The following is a 26,038-nucleotide window of genomic DNA, read 5'->3' as shown; positions in this document are numbered from 1 at the left end:
CCAGTTTCGCACGTGTGCCGGCGGTTGGGTGCCAACCCGATTTCGGCCGTACCCGACGAGTTACCCTCACCTCACGAAATCAGTGGTCACCTCTCATTTCGTCTTGATGGGCGAATCCTTGGCCAGGCCGGAGCGGGACTGGACGGTGACGTCCAGGGTCGGCGCGAAGTTCGCATTCGGGACATAGGGGGTGAACTTCTCGAGCGAGCCCCAGTCCCGGCTCCAGTCGTGATTCAGGTACGACGGCCGGGTCTCGGACTTGAGTAGCAATCCGGTCCAGCCCAGTGGGCCGCCGCCGATGTCGTCCTGCCAGGCATTGGAGGCGTCCTGGCCGACGCGGTCCGGCAGAATGCGCCATTCGGGCACCTCGGCCACGCCGTCGTGGTGATCGAAGGGGCGCTGGCACGGGAAGGCGAGGCCGACGTGCCAGTCCTCCAGCACCGGAGCGCTGTCGCCGACAAGGGAATTCAGGGTCTGCAGCCGGGGCAGCCGGGGCGGGGTGACGGCCAGCCACTGGCGCGGGGTGATGTCGGCGTCATTGAGCACCAGGCGAATCGCATTGGCGCCCGCGGGAATCTGATCCAGCGGCACGCGCAGGTTGCGCCAGGACGGGCTCGGGCCGATATCGATCGGCCGGATCCGCCCGGTGTTCGTGACCGTGCCCTGGGCGTCGCGGGTGCCGTACTCGACGAACAGGTCCTGCCCGTAGGTCTCCACACCGTCCTTGTTGAAGGACCGGATGCGCCCCGCGGCCGTCACGACCAGCACCTTGTAGGCGGGATCATTGCGGAGAGTGGTCAGCTTCTCCGCGTTGTACCACTGGGTGGTGAGCTTCGAAACCTGCTGCTCGCCATCGGAGTAACTGCCCTCGACCGGAGTCTTGGCCGGGTCCAGGCCGAAGGGCAGGGCGACGGAGCTGCCGTTGATGCCGGCCTCTTCGCTCTTGCCGCCGCCGGTGCCCGCGCCCGTGGTCTTGGACGTCTTGTTGCCGGACTTCTCGTTCACCGAGTTGGCCCCGCCGGTGACGGTCTCCTCCGCGTCCGCGGTGAGGTCGGAGGCGACGCCATTGGGCGTGAATCCGGTGCTCTCGGCGGACAGACCGTCGGCGTCGGATCCGGTCCACGGGTGCAGCAGCGAATCGGCGGTATCGGTCTCCACCAGCACCTCGTTGGCCAGCGCGCACGAATCACCCTGCAGCGCACGCAGATTCGACTCCGCGATGGAGTAGGCCGGGTACTGGCCGACGGCCGCCTTGGCCAGCGACAGCACCTCGAACAGCACCAGCACGGCCGCCGCGATGGTGAGCGGCATGCTGGCGAACTTGTCGAAGCCGCGCGCCGGTTTCGGCTGCGTGTACGGCTCGCGGAAGTGCTGGTAGGCGGCGATGAGCAGGCACAGCACCGCCAGTCCCAGGAACAGCGTGGAGAAGCCCTTGCCGGCGATGAGCGGCGCCTTGTCGAACCACGGCACGCCGTAACTGGACACGTACCACCAGCCGTTGGGCCCGGTGAAGGTCATGGCCAGCAGGAAGAACACCGCGGCGGTGAACAGCGTCCGGTTGCGCGGCGAGCGAATCCCGTTGAGCCCCACCGCGACCGCGGCCAGCGCCGCCACCGATCCGGCCAGTCCGGCATACACGCCGAAGTGGTGGGTCCACTTGGTGGGCGTGAACATCATCAGGAACAGCGACATGAAGATGATGCCCAGGATCCGCGCCGACGGCCCGCGCGAGGTCCCGGGGATGCGGCCGTTCTTGCGCAGCATCACCATCACGCACACGCCCAGGCACAGCAGCATGGCCAGGATGCCGAAGCGGCGGGCCAGCGAGCCGTCGGGGGAGAGCATGAGCAGCGCGTCCCAGCGCGTGCGCTCGTCGAACCAGGCCACATTGGGGCCGATGAGCTTGCGCACCCGGGTCGCCTCCATGACCGAGGCGAGGGTCTGATCGCCGAAAACCACCACCAGCACCAGGGTTCCGGCGGCCACGCCGGGCGCCAGCAGCGCGCCGTAACGCAGCAGCCACGATCCCGGGCCCTTGGCGCGCTTGTTGACGACCATGAGCACCGGCCGCGCGCCCGCGATGAGCGCCGCGATGCAGATGAGCCCGGTCGGCCCGGCGGCCAGCGAGAAGGCCGCGATCAGCACGCCCACGGCGGCGGGCAGCAAACGCCCGGTGGCCACGGCCCTTTCGATGGAGCACCAGGTCAGCAGCGCGCCCGCGGCGATGAGCGGCTCCGGGCGCAGGCCGTTGTCGTAGGGCATCCAGGCGGCCAGGAACACCAGTCCCGCGGTCCAGATGGCGATGGTGTCGCGTCGCACCCGCGAACCCAGGCGCGGCAGCACTTCCCGGCTGATGACCAGCCAGCACACGATGCCGGCCAGCAGTGCGGGCAGGCGCATCCACGGGCTCGAATCGCTGATCCGGGTCATCCAGGCCAGCACCTCGTACGGCCAGCCGAAGGGCGCCTCGGCCACCCCGAACCAGCGGTAGTAGTTGGCCATGTAGCCCGAAACCTTCGAGGCCCGAGCCATATTCAGGATGTAGCCGTCATCGGAGGTGTTGGCGCCGATGAGGTGCCACACCACCAGCGTGCCCAGCACCGCGACGTCGGCGAGCCGCACCCGCCACCAGTGCGCGGGCAGGAATCGGCGCGGCTTGCGGCCGTCGGAGGTGTCCAGCAGGTGCAGGGCGTAGAGGGCGAGCAGGGTGAACAGCACCGCCCCGAGCGTCGCGAGGCGCTTGACCCAGGTCGGGCTGGAGGTGAAGCGCGCGTCGATATCCACGGTGGCGGAGGCGTTCCCGAGCTGATCCCGCTTCAGATCGGTGAACAGGCCCACCACCTGCGGCCGGGTGTCCCCGCCGACCCGGCCGGCGAAGGGCGTGCCGTCCTGGCGGTGCACCCCGGCGAATTCGACCCGGGTCTCGGCGGCGTCCGAATGCACGGTGATCGCCGTGCAGTCCTGGATCTCCGCCGCCGGCGCACTGAGCAGCGGAATCAGCCGCACCAGCACCGATACCGTGCGTCCCTGGCCGGGCTCGTCGGTGACCTTGACGACCAGGCCCTTCGACTCGGCCTGCCCCGAAGCCGCGGGCACGGTCGAGAACAACGTGCCGGTCGGCAGTTCCCGCAGCACCTGGCACGGCAGGCTCACGTCCAGGCTCAACGGCACGTACGACACCAGTGGCGCCGCGACGTCGGCCGTATCCCCTTGCGGCCAACGCAGTGTCGGCCGGTCCTGGTTCACCGGCAGGATCGGCGTGATCACCGCCAGCAGGAATCCGAGTAACCCGGACACCAGGGCGAGGATGCGGAGGCGGTGGAACGCTCGGGAGTCTGCGCGCACGAGCACCGACTCTAACCATCGCGCCCGCGGCGTCTGTACATCTCCCGGCGTTCCAGCCGCCTCGAACCGGCTGACCTGTAGCCGAATCGGCGGATGTCCGTCAGGATGGTTGTTATCCGAACTGGGCGTGGGGCCGGGCCGGAAGACGAAGAGGAAGCATGACCGAGCTGCGACCTGGCGAAATCATCGCCGGGTATGTGATCGCGCGGCGAATCGGGGCCGGTGGTTCGGGCGTCGTCTACGCGGCGCGGCATCCGCGGTTACCCCGGCTGACGGCCCTCAAGATCTTGAAGCGCGACGATGTCGCCGAGGATGACGAGGTCTGGCGGCGCTTCGAGCGCGAGGCCGATATCGCGGCCCACTTCGACCACCCCAATATCGTGCAGGTCTACGACCGCGGCGTCGCCGAGAACCAGTTCTGGATCTCCATGCAGTACATCGACGGTGTGGATGCCGCTGAACTGCACCATGTTTCGCCGGATCGGGGCCTGCGCATCGGCGCCGAGATCGCTGCCGCACTGGATTACGCGCACGGCAAGGGCGTCCTGCACCGGGATGTGAAGCCCTCCAACATCCTCATCGCCGATCCCGACAGCGGCCGCCCCGAGCGCGCCCTGCTCACCGACTTCGGCATCGCCCGGCTGCGCGACGAGACCACCAAACACACCCATACCGGAAATATCTCCGCCACTTTCGCTTTCGCATCACCGGAGCAGGTGAGCGGGCTGCCGGTGGGTCCGCGCTCGGACCAATACTCGCTGGCCTGCACACTTTTCGTGCTGCTCACCGACCGCCGGCCGTTCCGCGCCGACAATCCGCTGGGCTGGGTGCACGCCCACACCCGGGAGCGGCCGCTGCGCCCGAGCGAGGTGAATCCCGAGCTGCCGGCAGCCCTGGACGAGGTCTTCGACCGGGCCCTGGCCAAGGATCCGGAGGACCGCTTCGACAGCTGCGCGGATTTCGCCTTTGCCGCCACCCAGGCGTACTACTCCGATCCGGCCCTGGCGGTGACCGCCGCGGCCGGTCTGCTGCCGCATCCGCCGCCCCGGCACCTCCGGAGCTGGGGCCGGAAACCGTTGTGGCAGCGCGTCTTACACCGGCGCGTCCTGGTCCCGGTGGCGGTGGCCGCGGTGACGGCCGCGGGCGTGGGTTTCGCACTGCACCAGGGCGATTCGCCACCGGCCCGATCCGGTCCGGGCCTGGTGCCGGACACGTTCGTGGGCACCTGGCTGGCCACCGAGGGGCAGACCAACTACCGGCTGACCGTGCAGCAGGCCAAGATCGGCGATCCGGTGCTGTCCAATCGCGTGGACGGCGTGCTGCCCGACGGTTCTCCGTTCCACTGCGAATTCTCCGCGCCGCTGGACCGGGTGCCCCACGAGGGCGACCGCCTCATCATCGGCACCTCCGAGATCGTGGTCCGGGAGCCGGCCAATGCCTGCCGCGCCAACGGTCCCACCACCCTCACCCTGCTGCCCGACGGACGGATCAGCCGCAAAACCGATGTGAGCGGGCTGATCACGTACAGCAGTGCGAATACGCTGGTCTCGTCCTGGGGGCGCGACGCCGCCGCCATCGCCCGCGCCTTCCCCAGCCTGGTCGGGCAGCTCGCCTCCACCGGCACCGCGGTGGGCTGGCAGGGCGGGTCCTGCCGGCCGCGGGATCCGGGTCCGGGCGAGGCGGCGCAGGGCGCGCATCGCGTGCTGTGCAATGGCGACGACGGCACCGGCCAGGTGCACTTCGACGTCTTCGACTTCGACACCCGGCCGGGCAGTTCCGTCGCCGCGATCTTCTTCGGCAACAACGCCCACATCACCACCCGCACCCACGAGGACGTGGCCGGTGCCTTGACCGTCACCACGGCTGCCGGCGTGGATCCGGCCGCCACCCAGGACACCGACGCCCATCGCGCGCTCGCCGCCGTCTCCTTTCCCGACGGTGATCCGAGATCGCGCTTCGTCATGGTGCTGCGCTGGCCCGGGCACACGGTGAACAGCCTCCTGACCGACTGGCTCGAAAGGGCTCCCCTGAAGTAGGTAGGTGCGCGACCATGGCCGATCTGAAGCCGGGCGAGGAGATCGCCGGATACCTCATCGAACGCTGGATCGGGGCCGGGGGTTCGGGCACCGTCTATGCCGCGCGGCATCCCCGGCTACCGCGCCTGGCCGCCCTCAAGGTCTTCAACCGGGACGAGGTGACCGCCGACGCCGAGGGCTGGCGGCGCTTCGAGCGGGAGGCCGACATCACCGCCCGCTTCGACCATCCGAACATCGTGTCGGTGTACGACCGCGGCCTCGACGACGGACGCCTGTGGATCGCCATGCAGTTCGTGGCAGGCCCTGACGCGGACAGTCTTTCGGGCCTGGCCCCCGAGCGGGCGCTGCGCGTCGGCGGCGGCATCGCCGCCGCGCTGGACTACGCGCACGGCAAGGGCGTGCTGCACCGGGATGTGAAGCCGTCGAACATCATGCTCTCCCCGGCCGAGGACGGCCGCCCGGAACGGGCCCTGCTGACCGACTTCGGCATTGCCCGGCTGCGTGACGAGACCACCCACGTCACCAGGACCGGGGACATCTCCGCGACCTTCGCCTTCGCCTCGCCGGAGCAGGTGTCGGGCCGCTTCCTGGATCCGCGCACCGATCAATACTCGCTGGCCTGCACGCTTTTCGTGCTGCTCACCGGATCCCGGCCGTTCCTGGCCACCGATCTGGCGGGGCTGATCTACGCGCACACCAGCACGCCGCCCCTGCACGTCACGCAGGTGCGCCCCGATCTGTCCGCGGGCTTCGACGCCGTCTTCGACCGTGCGCTGGCCAAGCATCCGGACGAAAGGTTCCCCAGCTGTACGGATTTCGCCGAGGCCGCCTGGGCGGCGTGGCGAGTGGCGACCACACCTACCGTGCTGACCACGCCGCCGATCGGCTTCGTCACCGATCCGGCCGCGCTGCGTTCGCCCCGCACCGATCCGACGGTGCTGCGTTCACCGCACACCGATCCGGCCCTGCTGCGTTCGCCCCGCACCGATCCGACCGTGCTCGGTCCGGGGCGCTACTACACCGAGCCCGGCGCACCCGCGTACGGCGTGGCCTACGGTGCGAGCACCGGATCGTTCGAAGACGCTGCGCCGCACCGGCATCGGGTCCCGGAACCGGCGCGGACCGGGTCCGGGGTGGGCCGCGGCGTGCTCACCGGCCTGCTGGCGGTGCTGGCCGCGACCGTGATCGCGGGCGGCGCCATCCTGGTGACGGTCGATCTGGAGAGCCACGGAAGAACAAGTGGCGCACCGGTATCCGCGTCGGTGCCGACCGTGGCGACCGCAATGTCCACCGGCGGGCAGACCCCGGTCGCCGCCGTGCCGCCCTCGACTCTCGCGGGCCGGGTGCCGGGCGACTTCATCGGTCAGTGGGCGGGCACCAGCGACGCCAATGCCGACGACTACCGCCTGGTCATCCGGCAGGGCAACCTGAACGACGATGTGGTGACCTCCACGGTGCTGCGCGACAACCGGCCGATCTGTGTCTTCGACTATCGCCTGCTGGGCGTTCCCGGCGCCGGCGACATCACGGTCGGCGCCGGCACCCTCGTCTCCGGCGGCTCCGGCTGCAACCCGCAGAGCACCCACGAATTGCTGCTGAGCAATGGCAGGATCACGCGCGCGCTCTCGACCAGCGGCTACGTCACCTACACCCGCGTCGGCTGACTACGCCGGAGCGTTCGCGCCCACCAGGTCGCGCACGTCCCAGAGCCAGACGCCGTCGACGTATCGGGCGGGGAATCCGATCAGCTGGTCGACGGTCAGGCGCAGGGTGTCGCTGTTGTCGGTGGGCGGCAGCACCACCACGTCGGCGCGCCAGTAGCGCAGATCGGCCAGCGCCTGCGCCCGGGTGGCGTCGTCCACCACCGGAATGGTGTTGGACCGCTGCGCCTTCATCAGCAGGCTCGCGGTGGGCCGGTCGTCCGGGCCGTAGCGGCCCTTCTTGGAGGTGCCGGTCGGGCCGACGAAATAGCCTCCCGCGAGCGGGAATTCGAAGCCGGAGTCGGCCTGCCAGTGCAGCGCGCGGGCGTCCGGCGGGGTCGGCGGCGGTGCGACCACCACCGAACCGTGCGAAACGTATTGGCGCACCGTGCCATCCGCGAAGAAGTCCGGGGTGGGCGGGCGCTGCACCGCGGGCAGGATGGTCGGGGTGAGCGGCAGCAGGGCGAAGGCCAGCGCGCCGAACAGGGCCAGCGGCCGCCAGTCGGTCGCCGAGACCTTCCAGTAGTCCAGGGCGCGCTGGGTGGCCAGCGCCAGGATCAGGGCGATGGCCGGAATCGCGGCCATGGTGAAGCGCGACTCCAGCACCGAATTCAGCAGCGGCACATCCTCGAGCCGCTTCCACGGCAGGGTGATGCCGGTGTTGTGATGGCCGATCATCAGGGTCGCGCCCAGTGACAGCACGGTGAACGCGACGATCACCGCGGCGGCCGCGCGCACCGCCCGCTCCCGCCACATGAACGCCACGGCCACCGTGACCACGATCCACAGCGGCCAGCCGAAGTACGAATTCTCCTCGGTCGGATTGATGGCCACGTTCTGCCCGTGCGAGAACATCCCGCCCAGCGACTCGGACGGGAACTGGAACAGCGCCTTCAGGTCGTTGTTCATCGGCCCGTGCTCGATGGACCGGTAGGACTGCGGGCCGAAGAATTGCCACCACAGCGGAATCTCGGTGAGCGCCACCGTGATCAGCGCGGCCAGCAGCACGGTCGGGGTGATGGCGCGCAGCGCGCGCCACCCGGTGCGCGGGGTGTGCAGGTGGTAGACGAGCGCGAAGACGCCGAAGGACAGCGCGAAGATGAGCAGCGGCTCCTCGCCCAGCGCGATCTGCAGGGCCACCAGCAGGCCCAGCAGAAAGCTGTGTTTAATTTGCCCTCCGCTTCGCTCCGGGCGGGTTCGCGGCGCTGAAGGTCTCGTTCTTCCCTCCTCCGCTCCTCCGCTTCGCTCCCCCGCTCCGTCAGTCCAGAACGAGCGCTCCGCCTCCCCGCGCTTGCGCCGCGAACCATCCAGGCGCCGGGCCATCCGGATCAGCTGCAGCACGATCAGCGGAAGCAGCGCCAGCACCACGAAATTCGGGTGTGCGTTGGCGTGCGAGATCATGGCCGGGGCGAAGCCACAGAACAGACCGCCCACGGCCGCTGCGAATTTCGACGCCACCAGTTCCCGTGCGAACAGCCAGTACCAGGCGAACGCGGTCCCGAACAAGCCCACGGTGAGCACCAGCACGAAGGTGACGGTCGGCCCGAACATCAGGGTGACCGGGGTGAGCGGCACGCCGACGCCGAACATGGCGGTATTGGCCATCATGTTCACGCCGTCGGGATAGTTCTGCAGCAGCGAGCCCAGCGGGTTCTCCAGATGCGCGACATTGTGGGCGGTGACCGCGAAGAACCACTCCCACATGGTCTGATCCTGGCCGCTCTTGATCAGGTAGCCGCGATCGGTGTGCAGCCACTGACCCGACAGCACCAGCACCGCCAGCGACAGATAGGCCGCGGCGACGATCAGATCGGCGCGGGCCAGCCGGATGCGGCGGGCGACGCGCTGTGGCCGAGAAAGCTTGGGGGAAACCGTTTCCGGGGCGGCGTGGTCGAGAACCGCTACCGCTGAACCGCCGTCGTCCCCCGGGCTGGATGCCCACCCCTGTTTCACGCGCCAACTCCTCGGTGCCTTGCAACGCAAACTCTTGGGTGCCTTGCAATCAGCGGCCCACGCTACCGCGTTCGACTGGGATTGCACTGGCAAGCCATGCAGTTATCCACAGAAACCGGTGTTTATCCACAGAAACCGGAGGATTTCTGGGGATAAGTGATCCTGGTCTCGCACAGGTGTTCAGACACGCACAACCAGAGTGAACGGTCCGATATTGGTGATCCGATAGTGCGCGTCGTCGAACAGCGACTTGGGGAAGGACACTGTGAAACGCTTCACATTCGGGTCGTTCGGGTACACGTCCTGCGAGAGCCGCAGCGTGTAGTCGTCGCCCGAGCGCCGGAACAGGAAGGCATCCGGCGCACGCCAGCGGCAGTGGTTCAGCGCGTCGGTCAGCTCCTGCGGCGTCTTCAGCGTGCTCCAGCGCTGGATTTCGGCGGTGCGCGCCGCGAAGTCGGCCAGCGGGTTCGCGTAATGCGAAGTGAGAGCCTGGAATCCGTAGTACGGGTAGATGGCCAGGAAGCTGGTGTCCGCGGTGAGCACCACGCTGGCGTCACGCGGCCGGCCGGTCTGCTCCAGCAGTGTGGCGTCGACCTCGCGGTAGTTCGACACCGCCGACGGCGGCCGCGTATCGGCACGGAAACCATTGCCGTCGGTATCGGTGTAGGCGGTGGTGATCTCCGCCGCCAGCACCGTCGGAATACCCTGACTGAACCCGATCGCACCGGCCACCGCGACCGCCGCCGCGGCGATCCGGAACCGCCCGGGCTCGTTCAGCGCCTGGTAGATCGCCCGCGCGCCCTCGGCGAAGGCGAACACGCCGGCGGCCGACAGTAGTGCCAGGAGCGGGGATTCGAGCCGGAACGACAGCAGCGTGGTCCCGGCCGCCGTGGCGGCCATGGACAGCAGACACCACAGATAGATGGCGACGACGCCGATGCCGAGCGCCTGCGCACGACGCGAACTCGCCGCGCGCAGCACCAGCCAGATGGTCCCGGCCAGGCAGAAGACGCCGAGCAGATTGAATTCGGTCATCGGCAGCGGCAGCCGTGAGCCCGTCTCGGGCAGGTAGTGGAAGGCGGAGCCCGAGCCGAGAGATGCTTTGCCGGACAGGAACTTCAGTAGGAACGGCGTCCACACGGTGAGCGCCAGCAGGCCCGCAACCGCACCGATTCCGATGAGCCGCACCAGGATCGGCAGGATCGCCCGCCAGGTGTGCCGTGCCCGGATCGAGAGTCCCGCGGCGATCACCGCCATGAGGCACACCGCGAATACCGCGACACCGAAGTACAGGCTGTAGAAGGTGGCGGCGAGCCCGAGGAACAGGCCGGTACCCAGCACCGCTCCCCATCCGCCCGCGGTCGGTTGCGTCGCATCGCCGCCGACCTCGGCTGGCCGGTGCAGCGCACCCCAGGCCAGCACGAGTGCGGGTCCGAGCAGCAGGGTGAGCACCGCGCTGTACGCCTCGGGAGAGCCGTAGGCGAGGGTCACCGCCGTGGTCGCGGCGGCGACAGCCACCGCCCAGTCCGCCCGGATCAGGTTGGACCACAGCACAAGAGCGACAACCGCCGCCACTGCCAGGCCGATGATCGCGAAGGGCTTGAACGCCTCCCACCCGGCCATCCCGGTCAGACTGGCGAACCGGCCCCCGATCCAGAACCAGCCCGCGGGATAGAACGGCGGCAGGTCGATGTAGTTCATGTCGTGCAGCGCCGCGCTGTCGGTCAGCCGCGTCAGATACTGCGTCCGGAACTCCTGGTCCACGGACATCCCGAACAGGTACAGCTTCGTCGCGGCCAGCGGCATGCCCAGCGTCACGGTCACGAAGGCCGAAAGTCCGGCCCAGGACAGCACTTTCGCCAGCCGGAGCCACCTGTGCAACCGCAGCAGCACCACTGCGACCACCAGCACGGCCAGGGCGGCCACCTGCCCCACGGTGGTGAGCGCGCGAGTCACATTGGAGGAGTTGAAGGCCGGCCAGTGCACGGTCGCGAACGCCTCGAGCCCGACCGCCGCCACCACGCCCGCCACCACCGCGGCGAGCACTGCCTCTCCGACAGCCCCACCGGCCTGGCGCGCCAGCACCCCCAGCCGTCCGCTCGCCCGCTCGCTCATCCGCACCCTGCCTCCGCATTCGTGTCCATGGACCGCGCGCCAGCCTAGCCAGTGCGGTGCACGCGAACCCGACCGCCGGGCCCAACCACCGATGTCCGGGGTCTTCGGGCCGGAACGGCGCATGCCGCGCCCGGGTGCCGGACGCGGCATGCGTATCGGTGCGAGAACGTGTCGCCTAGATGGGGAGGCGGCGGAAGATCGGGCGCGGCACGTGGCGCAGGATCATCATGACGTAGCGGAAAACGCCGGGGGCCCAGACGATTTCCTTGCCCTTCTCGGAGGCGGCGACCGCGAGGAGGGCGACGTCCTCCTTGTTCACGGTGAGCCCGTTCTCCTTGGCGTGCGCGGAGAGCCGGGTGCGCACCATGCCGGGGCGGATGACCGTGACGCGCGGACCGAACTTCGCGACCGCCTCGCCGAGACCCAGGTAGAAGCCGTCCAGGCCGGCCTTGGTGGAGCCGTAGACGAAGTTGAACCGGCGCACGCGCTCACCGGCGACCGAGGACATGGCCAGGATGCGGCCGAAGCCCTGCGCCTTCATCTTCTCGCCGAGCAGCACGCCGACGGAAACCGCCGCGGTGTAGTTGATCTCGGCCATCATGACGGCCTTGCGCTGGTCCTGCCAGAAGATCTCGCCGTCACCGTCGATGCCGAACGCGACGATGGCCACGTCGACGTCACCGTCCGCCCACGCCGCGTCGATCACGGCCGGGTGGCTGTCGGTGTCGAGCGCGTCGAAGTCGATGACCTGCACCTCGGAGGCGCCGGCGGCCTTCATCTGCGACACGGCGTCCTCGCGCAGCGGGTCACCGGGCAGGGCGGCCAGGATGATGCGCGCGGGACCCTTCTTCAGGTACTCGGCGCAGATCGCCAAGCCGATCTCCGAGGTGCCGCCCAGCAGCAGAATGGATTGCGGGTTCCCTACCGCGTTGATCACTGAAGCTCCAGCCTTCTCGCCATATCGGACATGAAAACGCCTGTGGGATCCACGCTTCGGCGGATCTTGATCCACTCGTCGATCCGCGGGTACATCTTGTGGAAGGTCTCCGCGTCGGTGCGCGAATCCTTGGCAGTGTAGAGACGTCCGCCGAATTCCAGGACGCGCCGGTCCAGTTCGCGCACGAAGTCATTGAGACCGGGGCGGACCGGGAAGTCGACGCAGATGTTCCAGCCCTCCATGGGGAAGCTCAGCGGCGCCGGGTTGCCCGGGCCGAAGAACTTCAGCACATTGAGCGCCGAATGGTGACCCGAACGCTGGATATCCACGATGATCTTGGTGAATTCATCGAGCGCCTCGGGCGGCAGCACGAACTGGTACTGGATGAATCCCTTGGACCCGTAGGCCCGATTCCACTCCGAGACCACGTCCAGCATGTGGTAGAACTGCGTCAAGTTCATCAGCTTGCCGGTGTAGTTGCCGCCGAGCGCGTAATACGCCTCGCCGACCATCCCCAGCGTGAACTTGTTGGCCGCGAAACTCGGGAAGATATCCGGCACCGTCAGCAGATTCGGCGCATCGAACTTCAGCGGATTCTTGCGCAGCTTCTTCGGCAGCTCGTCGAGCTTCGCCAGCCGTCCGCGAGACACATTGGCGCGTCCCAGTTTCGGCGGCCCGGAGATCGCATCGAACCAGGTGGAGGAGTAGGTGTAGTTCTCCTCGGACCCGTCCTTGTGGACCGCGATGGTCTCGTCCAGGCCGGTGGTCTTGATGCCGTCGGAGATGAAGTACGCCGTCTCGGTGGGCGTCATCTCGATGGTGGCACGCAGGATGATGCCGGTCAGGCCATTGCCGCCGACGGTGGCCCAGAACAGCTTGGCGTTCTTCTTCGGCCCGATGGTCTGCACCTTGCCGTCGGCGGTGAGCAGATCGATGGACCGCACGTGATTGCCGAAGCTGCCCGCGCTGTGGTGGTTCTTGCCGTGGATGTCCGAGCCGATGGCCCCGCCCACGGTCACCTGCCGGGTGCCCGGCAGCACCGGAACCCACAGGCCGAACGGCAGCGCCGCCTTCATCAGCTGGTCGAGGCTGACGCCCGCGTCCACGTCCACCAGCCGGGAGTCCCGGTCGATGCGGTGGATGCGGTTGAGTGCGGTCATGTCGACGACCAGGCCACCCGCGTTCTGGGCGTGATCGCCGTACGAACGGCCGAGGCCGCGGGCGATGACGCCGCGACGCAGGTGCGCGGGCTTGGAGTCGTTGTCCTCCGCGACCATGGCGACCGCCTTGGCGATCAGCTCCGGGTCATCGGTGGAGAGCACTTCCGAGGTGGTGGCTGCGGTGCGACCCCACCCGGTCAGGCGCCGGGTCTGCGTCGGCAGGTCGAACGAACCCGATGACGCCGTGCCCGCTGTGTCTTTGCCTACGACGGGGCCCTCGCCTGCCGAGCTGGGCTCGGTGGCGGCCGCGGTGGTGGTCTGAGCTTTCGTGGACATCGGCATAGAGGCTACAGGCATAACCGTCTCGAGGCTTGTGTCCTTTGTCCCGGGCATTACTCTTCTGCGTTGTGACCGCGGAACCCCATCTGCCCCTGCCGCCCGAGCTGCCCCTCGTCGATGAACCGGGTGGTACGGAGGTTGATCTCAAGACGCAGATCATCCGATTCGCGGTCACCGGTGGCCTGTCCGCCATCGTCGACTTCGGCCTGTACACGCTGCTGTTCAAGCTGGTCGGACTGCCGCTGCCGGTGGCCAAGTCCATCAGCTTCATCGCGGGCACGACCACGGCCTACCTGATCAACCGGCGCTGGACCTTCCAGGCCGAGCCGAGCCGCAAGCGCTTCATCGCGGTGGTGCTGCTGTACGCGGTGACCTTCGCGCTGCAGGTCGGCATCAACCAGCTCTGCTATTACGCGCTGCCCGATGCGTGGTGGCGGATCTGGCTCGCCTTCTGCGTCGCGCAGGGCACCGCCACCGTGATCAACTTCATTGTCCAGCGCGCGGTGATCTTCAAGATCGACTAGGCGGCGCTGAAGTCACGACTCGACCAGGGCGTTGGTCTCTTCCTTCGCCCGGAAGTAGTCGCCGCCCTTGGCGCGCACATTGTCGGTACCCCACTGGCGCTGCTCGCGCTGGGCCGGGACCAGGTGCGGAATGTGCTTGCGGCAGTGGATGTAGGCCTCCTCCACATCCACCACCACCCAGCGCTCCGGAATGCGGCCCCGGGTATCGGCCGGCAGGTCGGGGACACAGCGGCGCATGAGCGCGTCGTCCACGATGCGCGCGGTGCCATTGAGGTGCAGGCCGATCAGGTCGTGCACGAAATCGATCATGAGAATGCCGACGTGGGGGTTCTCGAGAATATTGCCGAGGCTGGCCATGACGCCGTTGCCGCGGTATTCGGGATAGGCGACGGTGCGATCGTCGATCACGTGCAGGAAGCCGGCTTTGCCGGCCCGGAAGCTGGCATCGCATTCACCGTGCTTGTCGGAGGTGGCGATGAAGGCCATGTCCATGCGCCGGATGAAATCGATCATGTGGGTATTGAGCCGATCTCGCACCTGATCGGAGTAGAAGCGTTGTGCCCGTTCCTCGGTACCGTATCGCTCCTGCAGTTCCCGTTCGCCGTCGCTGCCGTTTCTGATACCGGGCATCGTGCGCCCCCTTTGGTAGCTGAATACCGGATGGAAGAGGCTCGGCCACGAACTTCGGCCATCCGAAATCCTATACGGTTTAACTATTTTCGTGTGGCAAATGCGTGAACCGGCATATCTGCCCTGGTGGGGCTTTCTCGGCTGTTGCCGGACAAACCTTCCCGGGGGAGGATCCTCCCGGATGGAAGGGTCCACAAGGGACCTTCGGCCCTTAGCTGTGGGGATGCTGCTCGTCGTTTCGGACCGCAGGAATGCGAGATCCCCAGGGGACAAGGGGATTTCGCATTCCTGATTTGTCCATTTCGCAGAGCTGCCGGGGTGTCGTGCGGCCGTCATCCCCCTAGGTGGCGCCGATCTTCGGTGCTCGAAACATAAATACCGGGAGGTCTTTCAGGGCGCACCGGCTCCGGTCGCAACGCGCGGTGTGGTCCGGCTCCGCCTCACACCCGGGTGAGCGTCACCGGCACACCATTGAACACGGCATTCCCGGACGGGGCGTCCACCAGCGAATCATCGGTCAGCACATTGGCATTCACCCCGGCGTGCTCACGCGCGACGGTCTGCGTGCTGTCCCCGTGTCCCCAGCCGTGTGGCAGGCTGACCACACCGGGCATGATGTCCTCGGTCGGTTCGACGTCCACGGTCAGCGTGCCCGCCGCCGATTTCACCACGGCCTGCCCGTTCAACCCCAGCCGCGCCGCGTCCTCGGGATGAATGTGCAGCGTGCACCGATTCGACCCGCCCACCAGCGGCGGCACATTGTGCAGCCAGCTGTTGTTGGATCGCAGCTGCCGCCGCCCCACCAGCACCATCTCCGGCCGCTCGACCCTCAGCCGGGCCCGCAGCCGGTCCAGGTCGGCCAGCAGTTCGGCGGGCGCCAGCTCGACCCGGCGAGAGGCCGTCCGCAGCACACCCGGCAGCCGGGGCTCCAGCGGACCCAGGTCGATGCCGTGCGGATTGTCCAGCAGCACTTGCAGATTCAGCTTGCCGCGCCATTCGTTCTCGTCGTCCGGCATGGTGGACCATGCGCCGAAGGGGCCCAGGCGCAGCATCAGGTCCAGCCGCTGCTCGGTGGTGTCGGCGCCGAGCAGTTCGCCGCGGCGGTCGGCCAGGCCGGCCTTGTGCAGGGTCCCGGCGATGACGATCTCGTCGACCGCGCCGAGCGGATCCAGCCCGGGCTGGGCTTCCTGGCCCGAGACGGCCAGGGCCAGCCGCGCCAGCACCTCGGCCTCGGACAGCTCGTTCGCGCCCAGCGGCACCAGCGGCCGCGAGTAGCGGGCGTAGTTGTGGACCGCGAAATTGAGCAGCGCGAAATCGTAGTGCGGCGACTGCAGGATGCGCGGGGGCGGCAGGATGACGTCCGCGTGGCGGGTGGTCTCGTTGAGGTAGCGGTCCACACTCACCATGAATTCCAGTCCGGCGAAGGCGGTGTCGAGGCGCGCGCCGCTGGGTGCGGACAGCACCGGATTGCCCGCCACCGTCACCATGGCCCGGATCTGCCCGTCGCCGGGCGTGCGGATCTCGTCCGCCAGCGTGGCCACCGGCAGTTCGCCCATGGCCTCGGGCAATTCGCGCACCCGGCTGGCCCAGCGCGCGAGGCGGAACGGCCGCGACCGCACGATGCCCAGCGCCGCCCCCGTCGCGAACATGGCCCCGCCGGGCGAGTCGAAATTGCCGGTGAGCACATTGACGACATCCACCAGCCACTGCGTGAGCGTGCCGAATTCGGCCGTGCAGGTGCCGATCCGGGCGTAGACGGCGGCCGTCGGCGCGGCGGCCAGCTCGCGCGCGATCCGCACGATGGTCTCGGCGGGCACGCCGGTGCGCCCGGACACCAGCTCCGGCGTGAATTCGGCTGCCGCGGCCCGCACCTCGTCCAGCCCGTTCACCTCGACCCGGACGTCGGTCAGACCCTCCGCGAACAACGTGTGAACGATCCCGAACAGCAGGTAGGCGTCACTGCCCGGCCGCACGAACACGTGCTCGTCGGCCAGCTTGGCGGTGCGCGTGCGCCGTGGATCCACCACCACCAGCCGCCCGCCGCGCTGCCGCAGCGCCTTCAACCGGCCCGGGAAATCCGGTGCGGTGCACAGCGATCCATTGGACTCCAGCGGATTCGCGCCCAGCATCAGCAGGTAGCCGGTGCGGTCCAGGTCCGGCACCGCCACGGTGAGCGGATCACCGAACATGAGCCCGCTCGACACCTGCTTGGGCATCTGGTCGGCGGTGCTGGCGGAGAACAGGTTACGGGTGCCCAGCGCCCGGATCAGCAGCGGCACGTACAGCGCCCCGGCCACGGTGTGGGCATTGGGATTGCCCAGGTACAGCCCCACCGCCTGATTGCCGTGCGCGGCCGTCACCCGCGGCAGGCGCTCCCGGATCACCCCGAAGGCCTCGTCCCAGCTCGCCTCCCGCCAGGTGTCGGTGGCGCGGTCGCGAATCATGGGCGCGGTCAGCCGATCCGGATCGGCGTCGAGATGTCCGAGGGTGGCGCCCTTGGGGCAGATGAAACCCCGGCTGAAGGGATCGGCGTGGTCACCGCGCACCGAGACGATGTGATCGGTGCTGTCCAGGGTGAGCTCGAGGCCGCACACCGCCTCACAGAGCGGGCAGGTGCGTAGCAATGTCCGGGGGCTGTCCGTGACGTGGGTCATACCTCATGATCGCCCGGAAACGTACCGGGCGGAACACCTCTGGCCGCCGGGAATGCCGGACGCGGGCTCCCGGCGGCCGCCACTGCCGGAGCCTCGGATTATGTCCGTTATCGCTTAATTCGCAACGTTCGGATATGGACACGGCAAAACCCGCGAGCGCCGGGGTGCACTCGCGGGTTTCGTGTAGTTGTGAGAGCCGGCGGCGTCAGGAAGCGATACGAGCCGCCTGCGGCGCTCCCTTGGCGGCGGCGCGGACACCGGCGGCGATGGCGACCACCGGCGGGATCCAGCGGGCCTCGTGCGGGGCGACGCCCCAGCAGGCCGCGCCGGCGGACAGCTTGGTCGGCGGCAACGGGATGCCCGCGCCGTCGGCGTAGACGACCACGCCGGACTCGCGCAGGGCCTCGATGGCGCGTTCGGCCTTGCGCAGGCCGGTGACGAGGTGGATCTCGCGGCGCTCGGCGCCCGGGATCTCGATGACCGGGCCGGTCAGGTCATTGGCCCGTAGGTAGCGGCGCACGAAGGCGGCGGTGTCGCCGGTGACCTCGATGCCCGCGATGTTCTCGTCGGTGACCAGGCACACGCCATTGGCGGTTTCGGCGACCGTCCAGCCGCGCTGGATGTAGTCCTGCGCGGATTCCGCAACGGCTGACGAAAACGTCGTACGCACTGGTTTCTCCATTCCCCGGTAGTTCTGATTCCTGCTCTGTGCCTCGTATCGGAGCGGGGGGTTCATGGTGTTACACCTTCTTTTTCAACTCGCTTCCGGTTGTGTCCCGGAGGGGCATTCGTCCGGTTTGTTCCGACCCGATGGTGACCATGGCCCAGCTGCGACACGACCTCGAGGTGGCGGCCCTGCCTGCGACAACACCGTCAAGGGGTCTGCCGTCGGATCCGGAGCCCAGCGCCCGCCCGCGAGCGTGACGTGTTCTACACCACACTGGCTCGTCCTGCGGCACCCCGGCGTTACCGGAGACACTGAGTCGGCCGAAAAGGTCTGCGGGAGAGGAGATCGTCGGCATGACCGATCAATCGGGCGGGAACACGGCCGAACTCGAGGAATACGACGAGTTCGACGAGATCATCACCGAGGGGCGCTGGGCCGCCTTCAAGGAGTCCGCCACCCGCCGCATGTCCCGGCGGCTGGCCGCGGACGAGGAGGCCGAGGAGCCGGTCGAACCCTTCGCCAGCCCAGGCGCTTTCGGCTCCTGGAGCGTGGACGCCGCCCGCGCCCTGCTGGACCTGCAGTTCCAGCGCGCCGCCACCCGCACGCTGCTGCCCCTGGCGTATCTGCTGGGGCTGGCGAGCGCCGTCGCCATCCCGATCGTGGGAACCATAGGGCTGTGGCGAATCTCGGCCTGGCTGGGCATCGTGTTCGCGGTGGTGTTCGCGGTCCCGCTGGGCCTGGTGATCGCCGCGGTGGTGCGCCTGCTGCTGGAGTTCGTGCTCAATGCCTCCCGGCTGGCGGCCCGGGTCGCGCACATCTCCGATATGGCCGACGATCTGTTCCAAGCCCTCTCGGATGTGGCCGAACCGGTCAATCAGCTGTCCAAAGATGTTCAGGCAGTTCAGTTCTGGCGCTTCCGCCGGCGCTCGTCCCGGAAGTAGGCCGGTCGGCGGCCGCTATCCTGGCCACGGGGCGGTGCGAAATCTGCGCCCCAGGCCGCGTCCCGCGTCCATGGATCGCTGAGTTTTCCTGTGCAACAATGCGATCGCAACACTGTTTTAGGGGGACGAATGGCTCTACCGCAGGGGATTACCGGATCGACCGTGCCGCGCCGCCAGCTCGGCCGGCACCTGCGCGACCTGCGCAATCGCGCGCGCATGACGACCCGGGTGGCCGCGCAGCGCTTGGAATGGTCCGAGGCCAAGATCTGGCGAATCGAAACTGGACAGACGTCTTTGCGCAGTCTGGATGTCGAGGCCATGTGCCGCATCTACGGCGCTCCGGAGGACGCCATCGAACCGCTCACCACGCTGGCCCGGGAGACCAAGGCCCGCGGCTGGTGGACCGAGTTCAGTGACGTGATCGACGAGGGCTACGAGGTCTACATCGGGCTCGAGGAGGCGGCGAGCCGGCTCACCAGCTATGAGAACGAGCTGGTGCCAGGGCTTTTGCAGACCGAGCAGTACTACCGGGCGGTGCTGGCCGGAGCCTACCCGGACATCTCCGCCGAACAGCTGGACCGCCGGGTCCGGGTGCGGACCGCGCGCCAGTCGCTGCTCACCCGCGCGGAATCGCCGCTGCAACTGGATGTGGTGATCGCCGAGGCGGTGCTCTGGCATCGCATCGGCGACGACGACGTGACCCGCGGCCAGCTGGACCGGCTGCGTAAACTCGCCGAACTGCCCAATGTCCGGCTGCGGCTGCTGCCCGCCGAGTGCGGCTATCACCACGGCATGGACGCGGGCCGCTTCGTGCTGCTCGAATTCCCCACCGCCGCAGGCGAACCCACCGAGCCGCCGGTGGTGTACGTGGAAGCCCTCACCGGCTCCTCGTATCTGGACAAGGAGCACGAGGTCGAGCGCTACCGCGAGGCCTTCGCGGCGGTGAGTTCCATTGCGGTGGACGCGCTTCCGGTCATCGAGACGCTGCGCGCGGCGGTCTAGCCCAGATTCTGGGCCAGCACCTCACGGTGCGTGGGCGCGGCCTGCCGATGCAGTTCGCGCCCTTTTTCCGTGACGCAGACGAAGATCGCGCGGCGATCCTCGGTACACAGCGTGCGGTCGACCAGTCCGTCGCGCTCGAGTCTCGCCACCGTGCGGGAGAGCGCGCTCTGACTGAGATAGATGTCATTGGCCAGATCGCTCATCTTGCAGCTGTCGCTGCCGGATTCGACGAGGCGGTCCAGGGTTTCGAATTCGCTGAGCCCGATGTGGTGGCGGCCTTGCAGTTCCTTTTCCAGAGCGCACGAGGTCGTCGCGTGCCGGGCCAGCAGATCGCGCCACTCGCCCACTAGCCCTGACGCCTGCACCGGCGTGATGACGGGCCGGTCGACGGGCGCTGTCGGCTTCGGCATGCGGTCATCCTAGTCTGTCCAGCAAAAATATGCAACTGCATTAAATGCTTGTGCATTTGATGCACGCGCATGTACTGTCGCTTCTCGTGACTTCCACCGAGACCCGCCCCGCAGTGAGCACCGCGGCCGATACCACGCAGTGGACCGCCCGGCTCTGGGGCATGCTCATCACCCTGTGCATCGTGCTGTTCCTGGACGGCCTCGACGTATCGATGATCGGCGTCGCGCTGCCGTCGATCGGCACCGAACTCGACATTCAGACCTCCACCCTGCAGTGGCTGGTCAGCGGTTACGTGCTGGGCTACGGCGGCCTGCTGCTGCTGGGCGGCCGCACCGCCGACCTGCTGGGCCGCCGCAAGGTCTTCCTGATCGCCCTGGCCGTCTTCGCGCTGGCCTCGCTCGCGGGCGCGCTGGTGAGCTCGCCGGCGCTGCTCATCCTGACCCGCTTCGTGAAGGGCCTGGCCGCCGCGTTCACCGCGCCGACCGGTCTGTCCATCATCACCACGAATTTCCACGAGGGACCGGCCCGTAACAAGGCGCTGTCCATCTACACCGTCTTCGGCGCCGGCGGCTACTCCATGGGCCTGCTGTTCGGCGGCCTGATGACCGGTCTCGGCTGGCGCTGGACCTTCCTGCTCCCGGTTCCGGTGGCCCTCGCCGCACTGGCCTCCGCGTATTTCCTCGTCCCCAAGGACAAGCCCGCCGAGGAGGGCGGACACGACCTGATCGGCGCGCTGCTGTCCACCGCCACCATGCTGCTGCTCGTCTACACCGTGGTCTCGGCGCCGCAGGCGGGCTGGGGCTCGGCCCGCACCATCGGATCGTTCGTCGCGGTGGCCGTGCTGGGTGCGGCGTTCGTCTACGCCGAGAGCAAGGTGCGTTACCCGCTGGTGCGGCTCGGCATCCTGCGCAAGCCCACCCTGGTCCGGGCCAGCCTGGCCATCATCGCGGTCGCCGGTTCGTACTTCAGCTGGCAGTTCATCACCACGCTGTACCTGCAGGACACCCTGGGCTGGTCGCCGCTGAAGCTCTCGATGGCGCTGCTGCCGGTCGGTCTGCTGGTGGTCGCCTCGGCCTTCGTCTCCGACAAGCTGGTCGACCGCTTCGGCACCGGCCCGATCATCGCGATCACCATGGTGATCATGGCCGTCGGCTACCTGCTGTACCTGCGCATCGACACCGCACCGTCCTACCTGACCGTGCTGCTGCCCGCGGTGCTGCTGGTCGGCATCGGCTGGGTCGGGTTCCCGGCCATCAATATCCAGGCCACCAGCGGCATCGACGATGACGAGCAGGGCCTGGCGGCCGGTGTGCTGCAGACCGCCATGCAGGTCGGCGCGGCCATCGTGCTCGCGGTGACCACCGCCATCGTCACCTCGAGCGTGCCGAGCAGCCCGACCCCCGCGGCCATGCTCGACACCTACCGTCCCGGCCTGGAATTCGCCGCCGGCGTCTCCATCGTCGGCGCCCTGGTCGCCCTCACGGTCTTCCTCCCGAGGCTGCGGGCCCGCCGCCAGGAGGCCCGTGACCTGGAGGTCGAACTGGTCGGCTGACATGACACCGGGTCCGCTCGCCGCTCACACGGGCGCGGCCCTCGAAAATTGCCGGGGCGCATCGCATTACGCGGTGCGCCCCGGCTGCGTAACAACTGATTTCGCAAGGCTCCGGGTAACTCACCGGGGACGTCCGGAGTCGGGTTGGCACCCGACCGGCGCCACGGGTAACGGCTCTCAGCCGTCCGCTGAGGTGGCGGGGAGGCGGGGGAGCTCCGCCAGGCGCGGGGCCGCGGCGTCCTTGTCCGAGCGGACGAAGGTGAGCGGTTCGCCGTTACGGCCGACGGCCGGCCACGCGATGGCCAGGTCCGGGTCGAAAGCGTCCAGGTCCCGGTCGAATTCGGGGGAGTACTCCAGCGAGCACAGGTAGTTGACGGTGGAGTCGTCCTCCAGCGACAGCAGCGCGTGCCCCAGGCCCTCGGCCAGGAACACCGACTTGCGCTCCACATCGTCGATGACGACCGCGTCCCAGCGGCCGAAGGTGGGGGAGTCGCGGCGCAGGTCCACCACCACGTCCAGGAACGCCCCGCGCACACAGGTCACGTATTTGGCCTGCCCGGGCGGATTCTCGGTGTAGTGGATGCCGCGCAGCACACCCGCCGCGGAGGTGGAGATATTGACCTGCAGCAGGTCGAAGGGCCGTCCGACCGCCTTCTCGAATTCCGAGGCCTTGAACGACTCGTAGAAGACGCCGCGCTCGTCTCCGTGCAGCCGGGGCGTGAACTCCCACGCGCCCGGCACCGACAGTTCCCGAATCCGCATGCCTACTCCCAGCTTCGCCCGTGGTCCAGCAGGCCCAGCAGGTACTTTCCATAGCCCGAGCGCACCAGGGGTTCGGCCAGCCGGGTGAGTTCATCGTCGCCGATGAAGCCGAGCCGCCAGGCCACCTCCTCCGGCACGCCGATCTTGAGGCCCTGCCGCTCCTCGATGGTGCGGACGTAATTGGCGGCGTCCAGCAGGGAGTCGAAGGTACCGGTGTCGAGCCAGGCGGTACCGCGAGCCAGCACCTGCACGTGCAGCCGGCCCTGCTCCAGATAGGTGCGGTTGATATCGGTGATCTCGTATTCGCCGCGCTCCGACGGCTTCAGATCGCGCGCGATGGCGAGCACGTCGTTGTCGTAGAAGTACAGCCCCGGAATCGCGTAGTTGGAGCGCGGCGCCTTGGGCTTCTCCTCGATGGAAATGGCTCGGCCCTCGGCGAATTCGACCACGCCGTAGGCGGTGGGGTCGGAGACCCGGTAGGCGAAGACCGCGCCGCCGTCCAGGTCGTGGAAGGTCTGCAGCTGGGTGCCCAGGCCCGGGCCGTGGAAGATGTTGTCGCCTAGCACCAGCGCGGCCTTCTCGGTGCCGATGTGGTCGGCGCCCAGCACGAAGGCGCGGGCCAGCCCATCCGGTTTCGGCTGCACCACATAGGAGATGGACACGCCGAACCGGCTGCCGTCGCCGAGCAGCCGGGCGAAGGCGTCGGCGTCCTCGGGAGTGGTGATCACCAGGATGTCCCGGATCCCCGCCAGCATGAGGGTGGACAGGGGGTAGTACACCATCGGCTTGTCGTACACCGGGACCAGCTGTTTGCTCACCCCGCGCGTGATCGGGTGCAACCGCGATCCGGTGCCCCCGGCCAGGATGATTCCGCGCATGTCACGACAGTCTGCCAGCTCGATGGTGGAGCGCGGCGGTCAGGTTCCGACTGGACTTCGAATCGATCACGGCCGTTTACGTACGCGCGGATACGGCGATATCTGTTGCGTAGGTCACGTTCTCATGGTGTTCTGAAATAACGCTATGTGAGATGTCAGCGCCGACTCTCGCGCGCCGGGTGCCGAGCCAACGTATCGGTCGCTCCGGACGAACGGCTCGGCGCGCCAACAACGAGGTAGGTGCGCGATGGCTCACGAACGGCCTGTCCACGAAACGGCCCACGCCGTCCAGAACCCGAACCGGACCAGTGCCGCCGCCCGTGCGCTGACAGTGGTGGCTCGCACCATGATCCGCCCGGCCGGCGAGCTGGTACCCGTCACCGTCGCATCCATGCCGGTGGCCAGCACCGTCATCAACAGCCTGGCCAAGCTGCGCCCGGCTCCGCGGGGAGTGGAGCGGGAACAGGTACGGCTCAATGGCTTCCGCATGGAGATCGTGCGGCCCGCCGGGGCCCGCAAGGCATTGCGCGACGGCGCGGTCCTGTACATGCACGGCGGTGGCTTCTTCCTGTGCGGGCTCGATACCCACCGCCCCGTGGTCGCGGCTATCGCCCGGCGTACCGGGCTGCCGGTGGTGAGTGTGGAGTACCGGCAGCTGCCCGAGACCGATATCGCCGGATCCGTCACCGACTGCCTGACCGCCTACAAATGGTTGCTGGCGCACGGCGTCCCGGCCTCCAAGGTGGTGTTCGCCGGTGACTCCGCGGGCGGCTACATGACCTTCGCCACCGCCCTGCGCGCCCGTGACGCCGGACTGCCCGTCCCCGCCGGACTGGTCGGGCTGTGCCCCGCACTGGACCTGGACTGCACCGAGAAGCGCGCCCACCCCAACTACCGCCGCGACGCGCTGATCCCGCTGTCCGCGCTGGAGTCCGTGATCAAGCTGGGCGCCGAGGTGAACGGCCGCCTGGATCCGCGGCTGTCGCCGGTCAACAATGTGCTGGCCGGCCTGCCGCCCGCGCTGCTCATCGTCGCCGAGGACGAGGTGCTGCGTCGCGACAGCGAGATCATGGCCCAGCGCCTGGCCCAGTCCGGCGTGCCCGCCACCCTCGAGATCTGGCGCGGACAGGTGCACGCCTTCATGGCCATCTTCCCCGCCATGCCGGAGAGCCGGGCCGCCCTGGCCCACGTGGCCCGCTTCGTCCGCGAGCGCATCGAGGCCGGGCAGGTCGCCCGCACGGCATGACTTGGTGACGTGCGGCCCGGTCGATTCGGGTGGGGTGCAGCCTGATTGATGATGTGGGGCTCGGGGCGCCGATCTCGGGCCCCACATCTGTTCCTGCACAAAGCGAAACCCCCACCCGGACGAACCGGGCGGGGGTTTCGACGTGCAGCGTGCGCAGTCTTACTTGGACTGGATGTGCGGCTCGTTGATGGTGGAGAAGTACTGGATCGCGGCGGCGATGGCGACCGGCGCGGTCACGAACAGCTGACCCGCCAGGGTGCCCAGGAAGCCGATGGCGGCAGCGCCACCGAGGCAGCCGACGATCGGGCCGGCACCGAACAGGGCCGCAAGCGGAGCGGTGGCGACGCCCGCGAGGCCGAAGCCGAGGATGCAACCGACGGTCGCGCCGCCGAGACCGCCGACCAGGGTGCCGATGGTGGCACCGGTGGCAATGGTGTCCTTCATGCGGTTCCAGGCGGCCTGCTCACGGTCGTAGTCCGACTTCCACGGAGCCTGGTCCTCGTACGGCAGCGCGACGTCCTTGACGTTGCCCGGCGTGTAGACCGCGTGGTCCATGTCGTACTGCGGGGTCAGGGTCGCGGTGTGGTCCGAGATCTCCGCGGCGATCGGGAAGGTGAAGTCGTCCACCTGCACCTTCAGCGGCATGCCGGCGACGACGTTGCCGTTGGCGGCCTTGATCTCGAAGTTGCCGTTCTCGACGACCATGGAACCGGCATCCGTGTGGATGACGGTGTTGGTGCCGGAGTTGGTGGCGGTGTAGTTGATCGCCGCGTTGTCGTCGGCGGCCGGCGCGGCGTTCACGGTGCCGGCGGTGACGGCCACGGCGGCTACGGCCAGCGCCGCGGTGGCGGCGAATTTCCTCATCAGCATTTGTAGAAACCTCATCGAAGAGCTCGGGGGGACACGTCGAATCGAAATGGAGAACAGCTAACGAGCGGTGAACCCATCGTGTCCGTCCGTTCAAATTTTGTTCACCAAGACGATCGCGCGGTCTGCAAGGTAGTGGAAACGCGCTGCAAGGGAAAGGTTTTAACGCAGATATACGATCCGCCTGATCGTTACCCGCGGCAGTCCGTGTGAGGAAGGTCACACGCGTCGCATGGAAAGTCGTGACGCTGGTCGCACGAATGTCGCGGCAGCACCGTGGAATTGCGACATTTGGACCGAGCGGCCGCCTTTCAATTGC

19 protein-coding genes are annotated in these 26,038 nt (G+C 68.2%); 7 read left to right on the top strand and 12 right to left on the bottom strand.

The features are described from left to right. Positions 1-93: 93 nt before the first annotated feature. The gene (locus ACWEQQ_RS01535) at positions 94-3,345 is read right to left on the bottom strand and encodes an arabinosyltransferase domain-containing protein (protein WP_452346770.1); all 3,252 of its coding nucleotides are present in this window, start codon (positions 3,343-3,345) and stop codon (positions 94-96) included. Between the two features lie 158 nt (positions 3,346-3,503). Between ACWEQQ_RS01535 and ACWEQQ_RS01530 the strand changes: the two genes are divergently transcribed. Together ACWEQQ_RS01530 and ACWEQQ_RS01525 are read left to right on the top strand one after the other, a co-directional pair. Then, positions 3,504-5,381: a serine/threonine-protein kinase gene (locus ACWEQQ_RS01530; protein WP_452346769.1), complete on the top strand. Its 1,878-nt coding sequence runs from the start codon at positions 3,504-3,506 to the stop codon at positions 5,379-5,381. A 14-nt stretch (positions 5,382-5,395) separates the two neighbouring features. Continuing rightward, the gene (locus ACWEQQ_RS01525; RefSeq protein WP_452346768.1) at positions 5,396-7,045 is read left to right on the top strand and encodes a serine/threonine-protein kinase; all 1,650 of its coding nucleotides are present in this window, start codon (positions 5,396-5,398) and stop codon (positions 7,043-7,045) included. Here the strand turns inward: ACWEQQ_RS01525 and ACWEQQ_RS01520 are convergent, their stop codons facing one another. From ACWEQQ_RS01520 to ACWEQQ_RS01505, 4 genes are all read right to left on the bottom strand, one after another. Next, positions 7,046-8,911, bottom strand: a complete 1,866-nt coding sequence (locus ACWEQQ_RS01520) for a glycosyl transferase (RefSeq protein WP_452346869.1) — start codon at positions 8,909-8,911, stop codon at positions 7,046-7,048. A gap of 303 nt (positions 8,912-9,214) precedes the next feature. Continuing rightward, the gene (locus ACWEQQ_RS01515; RefSeq protein ID WP_452344421.1) at positions 9,215-11,149 is read right to left on the bottom strand and encodes a galactan 5-O-arabinofuranosyltransferase; all 1,935 of its coding nucleotides are present in this window, start codon (positions 11,147-11,149) and stop codon (positions 9,215-9,217) included. A 175-nt stretch (positions 11,150-11,324) separates the two neighbouring features. Then, positions 11,325-12,086 (bottom strand): decaprenylphospho-beta-D-erythro-pentofuranosid-2-ulose 2-reductase, encoded by a 762-nt coding sequence (locus ACWEQQ_RS01510; RefSeq protein ID WP_354838564.1) that lies wholly within the window; start codon positions 12,084-12,086, stop codon positions 11,325-11,327. After that, positions 12,083-13,588 (bottom strand): FAD-binding protein, encoded by a 1,506-nt coding sequence (locus tag ACWEQQ_RS01505; RefSeq protein WP_452344422.1) that lies wholly within the window; start codon positions 13,586-13,588, stop codon positions 12,083-12,085. Before ACWEQQ_RS01505 ends, ACWEQQ_RS01510 begins: the two co-directional genes overlap by 4 nt. Before the next feature lie 65 nt (positions 13,589-13,653). On the opposite strand from ACWEQQ_RS01505, the gene ACWEQQ_RS01500 reads away from it, so the two are divergent. After that, positions 13,654-14,109, top strand: coding sequence for a GtrA family protein (locus ACWEQQ_RS01500; protein ID WP_354838570.1), 456 nt, complete (start codon positions 13,654-13,656; stop codon positions 14,107-14,109). A 12-nt stretch (positions 14,110-14,121) separates the two neighbouring features. Here the strand turns inward: ACWEQQ_RS01500 and ACWEQQ_RS01495 are convergent, their stop codons facing one another. The 3 genes from ACWEQQ_RS01495 to ACWEQQ_RS01485 form a co-directional block, all read right to left on the bottom strand. Beyond that, complete coding sequence (locus ACWEQQ_RS01495; RefSeq protein ID WP_452346767.1) at positions 14,122-14,739, bottom strand: pyridoxamine 5'-phosphate oxidase family protein; 618 nt, start codon at positions 14,737-14,739, stop codon at positions 14,122-14,124. Between the two features lie 440 nt (positions 14,740-15,179). Next, on the bottom strand, positions 15,180-17,393 hold the full coding sequence (locus ACWEQQ_RS01490) for a molybdopterin-dependent oxidoreductase (RefSeq protein ID WP_452346766.1): 2,214 nt from the start codon (positions 17,391-17,393) through the stop codon (positions 15,180-15,182). A 205-nt stretch (positions 17,394-17,598) separates the two neighbouring features. Next, complete coding sequence (locus ACWEQQ_RS01485) at positions 17,599-18,063, bottom strand: hypothetical protein (RefSeq protein ID WP_379393126.1); 465 nt, start codon at positions 18,061-18,063, stop codon at positions 17,599-17,601. Positions 18,064-18,413: 350 nt separating this feature from the next. On the opposite strand from ACWEQQ_RS01485, the gene ACWEQQ_RS01480 reads away from it, so the two are divergent. Both ACWEQQ_RS01480 and ACWEQQ_RS01475 read left to right on the top strand, forming a co-directional pair. After that, entirely contained in the window at positions 18,414-19,001 is a 588-nt protein-coding gene (locus ACWEQQ_RS01480) for a DUF4282 domain-containing protein (RefSeq protein ID WP_354838582.1), read from the top strand. Positions 19,002-19,130: 129 nt separating this feature from the next. After that, complete coding sequence (locus ACWEQQ_RS01475) at positions 19,131-20,003, top strand: helix-turn-helix domain-containing protein (RefSeq protein WP_452346765.1); 873 nt, start codon at positions 19,131-19,133, stop codon at positions 20,001-20,003. Here ACWEQQ_RS01475 and ACWEQQ_RS01470 read toward each other — a convergent pair. Then, a complete protein-coding gene (locus ACWEQQ_RS01470) occupies positions 20,000-20,413 on the bottom strand; it encodes a MarR family transcriptional regulator (RefSeq protein WP_452346764.1) in 414 nt (137 codons plus the stop codon). The two genes, ACWEQQ_RS01475 and ACWEQQ_RS01470, sit on opposite strands and share 4 nt — an antisense overlap. Positions 20,414-20,574: 161 nt before the next feature. Here ACWEQQ_RS01470 and ACWEQQ_RS01465 point away from each other — a divergent pair, with 161 nt between their 5' ends. Then, on the top strand, positions 20,575-21,966 hold the full coding sequence (locus ACWEQQ_RS01465; RefSeq protein ID WP_452346868.1) for an MFS transporter: 1,392 nt from the start codon (positions 20,575-20,577) through the stop codon (positions 21,964-21,966). Positions 21,967-22,143: 177 nt separating this feature from the next. Here ACWEQQ_RS01465 and ACWEQQ_RS01460 read toward each other — a convergent pair whose 3' ends face one another. Next, positions 22,144-22,728, bottom strand: coding sequence for a dTDP-4-dehydrorhamnose 3,5-epimerase family protein (locus ACWEQQ_RS01460; protein ID WP_452344426.1), 585 nt, complete (start codon positions 22,726-22,728; stop codon positions 22,144-22,146). Positions 22,729-22,730: 2 nt separating this feature from the next. Continuing rightward, positions 22,731-23,606 carry a glucose-1-phosphate thymidylyltransferase RfbA gene (gene rfbA / locus ACWEQQ_RS01455; protein ID WP_354838594.1) on the bottom strand — a complete coding sequence of 292 codons (876 nt, stop codon included), beginning with the start codon at positions 23,604-23,606 and terminating at the stop codon, positions 22,731-22,733. Positions 23,607-23,853: 247 nt separating this feature from the next. Between rfbA and ACWEQQ_RS01450 the strand changes: the two genes are divergently transcribed. After that, complete coding sequence (locus ACWEQQ_RS01450) at positions 23,854-24,852, top strand: alpha/beta hydrolase (protein WP_452346763.1); 999 nt, start codon at positions 23,854-23,856, stop codon at positions 24,850-24,852. A 159-nt stretch (positions 24,853-25,011) separates the two neighbouring features. Here ACWEQQ_RS01450 and ACWEQQ_RS01445 read toward each other — a convergent pair whose 3' ends face one another. Continuing rightward, on the bottom strand, positions 25,012-25,722 hold the full coding sequence (locus tag ACWEQQ_RS01445) for a hypothetical protein (RefSeq protein ID WP_452346762.1): 711 nt from the start codon (positions 25,720-25,722) through the stop codon (positions 25,012-25,014). Positions 25,723-26,038 lie beyond the last annotated feature (316 nt).

It is taken from the genome of Nocardia sp. NPDC004123 (assembly GCF_053603795.1).
This window is presented reverse-complemented; position numbering and strand designations above follow the sequence as displayed.